Raw genomic sequence first — 7,249 nt, 5'->3', positions numbered from 1 at the left:
GCCGCCGCCGGGCGCGTCCTCGGTGGCCACCCACAGGATCGCCTCGACCTCGGTGGCTCGCTGCAGGATACGGAGGGTGCGCTGCGGCACGCCTTCCGGCCACGGCGGCGCAGGGCGGGACGCGACGGTTTTGGCGATCTCCTCCCGCACTCCGGGGCGGTGCTTGGCCACGCCGAGGTCGATCAGTGCGCTGGCCGCTTCCCGCATCGCCGAGGCCATGCCGTGCTCGGCCTCGCCGATCGGGAGATGTTCGGTTGGCGGCAGGTCGCCGATTTCGAACGCCGTCCAGCGCAGGATGCCCTCGGCGATGCGCTGCGGGACCAGCCCGATTCCAGCCTGCGGCAGCACGACGGCTTCGCCGACGCGCATGGCCAGCTTCGCGAACGGGCTCGCACCGCCGAGCCCGCGGGCGTCGCCGGGCACCGGCAGCACCAGCTCGCTGTTGCCCGCCCTGGCTTTGCGCAGCGCTGCCAGCAGCAGCGCCGGACCGGCCGGGGTCTCCTGCGGGCCGGGAAGGTCCAGCCGCGCGGCCAGATCCGCGTCGGCGGCTTGCACTTCCTGCGACTCGGCCCAGGTCTGCAGGGCATCGAGCACGTCGTCCGAAGCGGCTGCACCGTGCAGCCAGGCGGACGTCCAGACAACCATCGTGGCACTTGGGCAAGGCACGTCGACATAGGGTACGGATCGGACTGCCACCTTGTCGTCCGGGGGCGTTTCACTGTGATCTGCGCTTCGGCGGCGCGCCGCACACCAAGTTGTCCACGATCGGATTACCGTGACGCCTCGTGCGTTCGGTCAACTACGGCAAGGACATTCTCGCGGGCCCGCGGCGGCGGAAGGTGCCCGAGATCCCCGCCGAACCCGGCCTGGTGGTCGAAGACCCGGCGAGCGGTTTCTGCGGCGCGGTGCTGAGGGTGGAGAAGGACACCGTCGTGCTGGAGGACCGGCACGGCAAGCAGCGGCTGTTCCCGATGCGCCCGGCCGCATTCCTGTTCGAGGGCCGGCCCGCGACGCTGGTGCCGGTGCGCGGCGCTGCCCAGGCGAAGCCGACGCGCTCGGCGTCCGGGTCGGTGCGGGTCGAGGGCCTGCGGGCGCGCACCGCGCGGGGCAGCCGGATCTGGGTGGAGGGCCAGCACGACGCCGAGCTGGTCGAGCGCATCTGGGGGCACGACCTGCGGGTGGAGGGCGTGGTCGTGGAGCCGCTGCACGGCGTCGACGACCTGCCTGGGCTGCTGGCCGAGTTCGCCCCAGAGCGGGGGCGGCGGGTCGGAGTGCTGGTGGACCACCTGGTGCCCGGCAGCAAGGAGTCCCGCCTCGTGGAGGGCATCGACGACCCGCACGTGCTGATCACCGGCCACCCGTTCGTTGACATCTGGGAGGCGGTCAAGCCGCAGGCGCTGGGCATCGCGGGCTGGCCGCGGGTGCCGCGGGGGACGGACTGGAAGCAGGGGGTCTGCGCGGAGCTGGGCTGGGGCGAGTCGGCCGACGGCTGGCGGGGGGGGCTCTCGTCGGTGTGTGGCGAACTTCCGCGACGTCGAGGCCCCGTTGCTGACCGCGGTCGAGCGGCTGATCGACTTCGTCAGCGAGGACGGCTGAGCCCGACATCACGCGTTGATCACACCGCGTGAATCGGCCAGCCGGGACCTGTTCGCGTCTGCCACCATGAGAGACATGACACCCGCGCTGCTATGGCTCATCGCTGGGGTGCTACTCGTCGGTGCCGAGGTGCTCTCCGGGGACTTCGTCCTGGTGATGCTGGGCGCCGCGGCTCTGGGTGCTGCGGGTGCTTCGGCGCTGGGCGCTCCGCTGCCGGTAGACGCAGTGGTGTTCGCGGTGCTGGGGCTGGGGCTGATCTTCCTGGCGCGACCGGCGCTGAAGCGACGGATGCACCACCCTGGTGAACTCAAGACCAATGTGGACGCGCTAGTCGGCAAGCACGCCCTGGTGGAATCCACTGTGGATGCGCACGGGGGTCAGGTGCGCATCAACGGCGAGCTTTGGTCGGCTCGGGCGTTCGACGAAACCCAAGTTATCGAGGTCGGCCAGACGGTCACGGTGGTGGAGATCGCGGGCGCGACCGCCATCGTGGGGACCGGGCTGTGAGGAGATGGATGTACGCATGACCGGACTGATCGTGCTAGTGGTCGTGGTGCTGCTGGTGCTGATCATCGCCGTGAAGTCGGTGATGGTGGTGCCGCAGGCCCAATCGGCGGTGATCGAACGGCTCGGGAAGTTCCGGTCGGTGGCCGAGCCCGGGCTGAACTTCCTGGTGCCGTTCTTCGACCGGGTGCGGGCCCGGATCGACCTGCGCGAGCAGGTCGTCTCGTTCCCGCCGCAGCCGGTGATCACTCAGGACAACTTGACGGTGTCGATAGACACGGTGGTGTACTTCCAGGTCACCGATTCGCGCTCTGCGGTGTACGAGATCTCCAACTACATCATCGCGGTGGAGCAGCTGACCACCACGACGCTGCGCAACGTGGTCGGCGCGATGAGCCTGGAGGAGACGCTGACCTCCCGCGACAAGATCAACACGCAGTTGCGCGGGGTGCTGGACCAGGAGACCGGCCGCTGGGGCATCCGGGTCGCGCGAGTTGAGCTCAAGGCCATCGATCCGCCGCCGTCCATCCAGGACTCGATGGAGAAGCAGATGCGCGCCGACCGGGAGAAGCGCGCGATGATCCTCAACGCCGAGGGCACCCGGGAATCGGCGATCAAGACCGCGGAGGGCCAGAAGCAGGCGTCGATTCTCGCGGCAGAGGGCCAGAAGCAGGCGGCGATCCTGGCCGCCGAGGCCGACCGGCAGTCCAGCATCCTGCGGGCGCAGGGCGAGCGGGCCAGCCGGTACCTGCAGGCGCAGGGTCAGGCCAAGGCGATCGAGAAGGTCTTCGCTGCGGTCAAGCGCGGCAAGCCGACCCCGGAGCTGCTGGCCTACCAGTACCTGCAGACCCTGCCGCAGATGGCGCAGGGCGACGCGAACAAGGTCTGGGTGGTGCCCAGCGACTTCGGCAAGTCCCTGGAGGGCTTCGCGCGGATGCTCGGCGCGCCCGGCGAGGACGGCGTGTTCCGCTACGAGCCACCGAAGGAGGAGCCGCCGACCGGTGCTCCGGAGGAGGAAGAGGAGTCGGTGAAGTCCTGGTTCGACACCTCGACGACCCCGGAGGTCGCGGAAGCGGTGCGGGCGGCCGAGGCGGTGGCGCGCAAGGAGGTGCCCAGTCCGGGCATCGCCCCCACCGCGCTGCCGGAGTCGCCGCAGCAGCAGGGCTGAGCGGAGTTCGTCCTAGGCTCGGCGGGACCGTACGTCCCGCGCGGGACCGTACGTCCCGCCGAGCCTTTTCGTTGCCGCATCGAAGGGTTCGGCGGTCAGCTGCCCGCGTATGTCCCGAAGCTCCAGCTGTTGCCTTCCGGATCCCGGACGGAGAACTCCCGCGAGCCGTAGTCGTGGTCTACGGGCTCGTGGACGACCTCGGCGCCGGCCGCGACAGCGCGTTGGAACACCGCGTCGGGGGCGTCGGTGACCACGTAGGCGGCACCCGAGCCCTTCGGCTTGGCGAACGGGCTTCCAGGGTCGCAGGTCCCGATCATGATGCCGCCACCCGGCCAGCGCAGCTCCGCATGCACGATCTCACCGCCTTCGCCCGGCACGATCAGGGTTTCCTCGAATCCGAACGCCTCGACCAGGAAGCGGATGCCGGCTTTCTTGTCGGCGTAGGGGATCAGGGGCCAGATAGTGGTTCGCGTTGCGTTCGTCGTCATGGCCCTAGGATGCGTCGCCGAGATGCGCCGCGCCTTGGACGAATGGAAGCTCCTCGGCAATCCACCGCGACGGCGCGACACCGGTGAACTCCCGCCAGTCCCGGTTGAAGTGGGCCTGGTCGCTGTAACCGCAGTCGGCGGCGACGTCGGCGAGGCTGGCGACGGTCCCGGCGACCAGTTGGCGGCGGGCGCGTTCGAAGCGCATCACCCTGCTGAGGAGTTTGGGGGACAGGCCGAACTCGCGGCGGAACCGCGCCCCGAGGTGCTGGCGGGTCCAACCGACGTCGGAGGCCAGGGCCGCGACGGGGACGTGCCCGTCGGTCTGTGTCATCCGCCGCCAGATCCAGGCCAGCTCCGGGGCGGGGAAGTCGACCGGGGCGGCGAGCCGGAGGAGCCCGTCGTTGAGGCGGTCGAAGCGGTCGGTCCAGGTGGTCGCGGAGTGGACTCGCTCGGTGAGTTCGGCGACGACCGGGCCCAGCACGGCGGACAGGTCGACACCGGTGTCGGCAAGCTCCCCGGCGGGCAGTCCGAGCAGGGCGCGGGCGCCGAGCGGGGTGAGGCCCAGTTGGATGCCGTGCTGAAGTTCGCCGTGCTCGACCTTGGCCGGTTTGCTGTGGAGCCCGCCGACGAGCGCGGTGCAGCACTGCTGGTAGCCCGAGTCGAAGGTGACGTCCACCGTCTCGTCCAGTGCGAGGATCACGGTCAGGCTCCGCGATGGGAGGCCGCGGTGCACGCCAGGCGCGGAGCGCACACGGTATCCGGAGATGCCGCTGATCAGCGGCCGCAAGGGGGGCGGAGGCGTTGCCTTGACGAACTGCGTCTCGGTCACGTCCCGAGGCTAGGCGGCGGGTCCGACGTCAGCGGGGCGAATCCCGGCGCGACTGCCGTAACCCGTCAGTTTTGCAATCACGATTATTTCAGTGCTGATCGAAATTAACTACGATCCGGCGACGTGGCGAAGGCTTGAGCAGAGAGCGGAACCGCCTCAGAGGTCCGATTCCGGGGCGAGATAGGGGCCGCCGATGATGCCGAAAGCGCGGACTATGCCAAGCAGGTGCTCGCGCAGCCGGGCCTTGGCCAGCTCCGGGTCGCCGTCCCGGATCGCCGACGCGAGGTGTGCGTGCTGCTGGGTGATGTGGGGGCGCACGGCGTGGGTGCGGGCCGTGGCGGTGATGCGCATCTGCTTGTCGCGCAGGGCGTTGTAGAGGTCGGCGACCACCGGGTTTCCCGCCGCGGCCACCAGGGTCGCGTGGAATGCGCGGTCGGCCTCGTGAATCCCGGCGTCGCTGAGCTCGGCGGCATCGCACGCGGGGTGCGCGGCGAGTTGCTCGCCGACGGCGGCCATCGCGTCCCGGCCCTGCATCGCGAGCTTGTCGATGGCGAAGCTCTCCAGCGCGAGCCGGGCTTCCAGGACTGCCCGGGCCTCGGTGGGGGTCACCGGCACGACCAGCGCACCCCGCTTCGGGTAGAGCCGCAGGAACCCCTCGGTCTGCAGGCGCAAGAACGCCTCGCGGACCGGGGTGCGCGACATCTGCAGCGTGTTCGCCACCTCGCCCTCGGACAGAAGGTTGCCGTCGGGGTAGCTGCCGTCCAGCAGGCCGGCCTTGACGTGCTGGTACGCGCGGTCCGCAGCGGGCGGCCCGGGAGTGACGGGAGTACCGGAGGACACGGGTTCGCGTGGTGTTGCGCTCGACACGAGGTCATCGTACTTCCACCCATCTTGTATCTATGGTAAATACAAGATTTTGGGTGTCCGAGACCGTCATGACCGCGCCACCCATCGGGGAGCAGGGCGATCGCCCCAGATCGTCGAAGGTCGCGTGGCAGTCGGTGTCGGACCTGCCCGCGGTGCAGGCCTATCGGTGGGCGTTCGCGCCAGTGCTGGTCCTCATGGCGGTGGGCACCCTGGCGCAGGCGCTGCGCCAGGGTGCCAGAAGACGAGCTGCCCCGGCGAGCCGCCTTCACACGCTCGGCCGTGGGGATAGGGTCGGTTGGCGGACGCAGCACCCGGTCGGCCAACGGCGGTCGGCCCGGCGATGGAGGCCTATCTTTTGACCACGGCGTTGGAACTGCACAACTTCGTCGACGGCGAGCCCGCCGACACCCTGGCCGGCGAGACGCTACCGCTGGTGGATCCGAGTACCGGCGAGGAGTACGGCACCGCTCCCCTGACGCGCTGGACGGACGTCGACGCGGTGATGACGGTGGCCGCGTCGGCGTTCGAATCCTGGTCGCAGACGACGCCCCGGCAGCGGCAGCAGGTGCTGCTGGACGTCGCCGACGCCGTCGAGGAGCGGGCCGACGAGCTTGTGGTGGCAGAGTGCCGCAATACAGGCAAGCCCTGGTCGGTGGTGCGCGACGACGAGCTGCCGATGGCGGTGGACCTGATCCGCTTCTACGCCGGGGCGGCGCGGGTCCAGGAGGACGGGGCTGGCGGCGAGTACCGGCCGGGGCACACGTCGTTCTCGCGGCGGGAACCGATCGGGGTGTGCGCGCAGGTCACGTCGTGGACGCATCCGCTGGTGCTGGCCGCGGCGAAGTTCGCGCCGGCTCTGGCGGCGGGCAACACGGTGGTGATCAAGCCCGCGGAGACGACGCCGGTGAGCACCGCGCTGCTGGTGGAGATCGCGGGCCAGTTCTTGCCCGCGGGCGCGTTGAACCTGATTTGCGGGGATCGCGACAGCGGCCGGGCGATGGTGGCGCACGAAGTGCCCGGGATGTTCTCGATCACCGGCACGGTTCGGTCCGGGATGGAGGTCGCGGGTTCTGTGGCTGCCGACCTTAAGCGGGCGCACCTGCAGCTCGGCGGCAAGGCTCCGGCGGTGGTGTTCGACGACGCGGACGTGCCGCGGGCGGCCCGGCGGATCGCGGCAGCGGCGTTCGGCAACGCGGGGCAGAGCTGCACGGCGGCAAGTCGTGTGCTGGCGGGGCCGGCGGTGTTCGACGAGCTCGTGGTGGCGTTGGCCGAGTGGGCCGAGGCGATGCGTCCGGGGCCGCCGCAGGATTTGGACGCGGCGTTCGGGCCGTTGAACAGCCTGGGGCAGCTGGAGATCGTGCAGGCGCACCTGGAGCGGTTGCCGGCGCACGCGCGGATCCTCGTCGGTGGGCGGCGCAAGGGGGCGCGGGGCTTCTTCCACGAGGCGACGGTGGTCGTCGGCGTGGAGCAGGACGACGAGCTGGTGCAGAACGAGGTGCTCGGGCCGGTGCTGACGGTGCAGCGCTTCGACAGCGAGCAGGAGGCTGTCGAGCTGGCCAACGGCGTGCGCTATGGGCTGGTGTCGAGCATCTGGACGCGCGACCACGCGCGGGCGATGCGGGTGTCGCGGCGGTTGCAGGCTGGCACGGTGTGGATCAACACGCACCATCCGTTCACGGCGGAGATGCCGCATAGCGGGTTCAAGCATTCGGCGTCTGCGCGCGATTTCGGCCGCTACGGTCTGGAGGAGTACAGCCGGATCAAGCACGTGATGTCGGCCTGGGACGAGGAATAGCG

At 70.2% G+C, this 7,249-nt stretch carries 7 protein-coding genes and 1 pseudogene; 4 read left to right on the top strand and 4 right to left on the bottom strand.

What is annotated here, in order from left to right; translation table 11 throughout:
• Nucleotides 1-645, bottom strand: a 645-nt coding sequence (locus tag SSPN_RS42710; RefSeq protein ID WP_010693017.1) for a hypothetical protein, incomplete at its 3' end; no start/stop codon positions are given.
• 140 nt (nt 646-785) lie between these two features.
• On the opposite strand from SSPN_RS42710, the pseudogene SSPN_RS42705 reads away from it, so the two are divergent.
• The 3 genes and pseudogenes from SSPN_RS42705 (at nt 786) to SSPN_RS0106390 (ending at nt 3,268) form a co-directional block, all read left to right on the top strand.
• A pseudogene (locus SSPN_RS42705) lies at nt 786-1,596 on the top strand (DUF3097 domain-containing protein).
• A gap of 75 nt (nt 1,597-1,671) precedes the next feature.
• Nucleotides 1,672-2,103, top strand: a complete 432-nt coding sequence (locus SSPN_RS0106395; protein WP_010693015.1) for an NfeD family protein — start codon at nt 1,672-1,674, stop codon at nt 2,101-2,103.
• A 16-nt stretch (nt 2,104-2,119) separates the two neighbouring features.
• Nucleotides 2,120-3,268 (top strand): SPFH domain-containing protein, encoded by a 1,149-nt coding sequence (locus SSPN_RS0106390; protein ID WP_010693014.1) that lies wholly within the window; start codon nt 2,120-2,122, stop codon nt 3,266-3,268.
• Nucleotides 3,269-3,363: 95 nt separating this feature from the next.
• On the opposite strand, the gene SSPN_RS0106385 is transcribed toward SSPN_RS0106390, so the two are convergent.
• The 3 genes from SSPN_RS0106385 to SSPN_RS0106375 form a co-directional block, all read right to left on the bottom strand.
• Nucleotides 3,364-3,756: a VOC family protein gene (locus SSPN_RS0106385; protein ID WP_010693013.1), complete on the bottom strand. Its 393-nt coding sequence runs from the start codon at nt 3,754-3,756 to the stop codon at nt 3,364-3,366.
• A gap of 4 nt (nt 3,757-3,760) precedes the next feature.
• Nucleotides 3,761-4,585, bottom strand: coding sequence for a helix-turn-helix domain-containing protein (locus SSPN_RS0106380; RefSeq protein WP_010693012.1), 825 nt, complete (start codon nt 4,583-4,585; stop codon nt 3,761-3,763).
• Nucleotides 4,586-4,741: 156 nt separating this feature from the next.
• A complete protein-coding gene (locus tag SSPN_RS0106375) occupies nt 4,742-5,452 on the bottom strand; it encodes a GntR family transcriptional regulator (protein ID WP_101376729.1) in 711 nt (236 codons plus the stop codon).
• Nucleotides 5,453-5,792: 340 nt separating this feature from the next.
• Here SSPN_RS0106375 and SSPN_RS0106365 point away from each other — a divergent pair, with 340 nt between their 5' ends.
• Nucleotides 5,793-7,247, top strand: a complete 1,455-nt coding sequence (locus SSPN_RS0106365) for an aldehyde dehydrogenase family protein (protein ID WP_044572645.1) — start codon at nt 5,793-5,795, stop codon at nt 7,245-7,247.
• The last annotated feature ends 2 nt before the right edge of the window (nt 7,248-7,249 follow it).

The organism is Saccharopolyspora spinosa NRRL 18395 (assembly GCF_000194155.1).
Lineage (GTDB): Bacteria > Actinomycetota > Actinomycetes > Mycobacteriales > Pseudonocardiaceae > Saccharopolyspora > Saccharopolyspora spinosa.
Note: the sequence above shows the minus strand (reverse complement) of the source record. Positions and strands in the feature narration are given on the sequence as shown.

Coding starts and splice junctions, on each gene's coding strand:
- SSPN_RS0106390 (WP_010693014.1), top strand. CDS start 2,120: ATGACCGGACTGATCGTGCTAGTGGTCGTGGTGCTGCTGGTGCTGATC.
- SSPN_RS0106365 (WP_044572645.1), top strand. CDS start 5,793: ATGGAGGCCTATCTTTTGACCACGGCGTTGGAACTGCACAACTTCGTC.
- SSPN_RS0106395 (WP_010693015.1), top strand. CDS start 1,672: ATGACACCCGCGCTGCTATGGCTCATCGCTGGGGTGCTACTCGTCGGT.
- SSPN_RS0106385 (WP_010693013.1), bottom strand. CDS start 3,756: ATGACGACGAACGCAACGCGAACCACTATCTGGCCCCTGATCCCCTAC.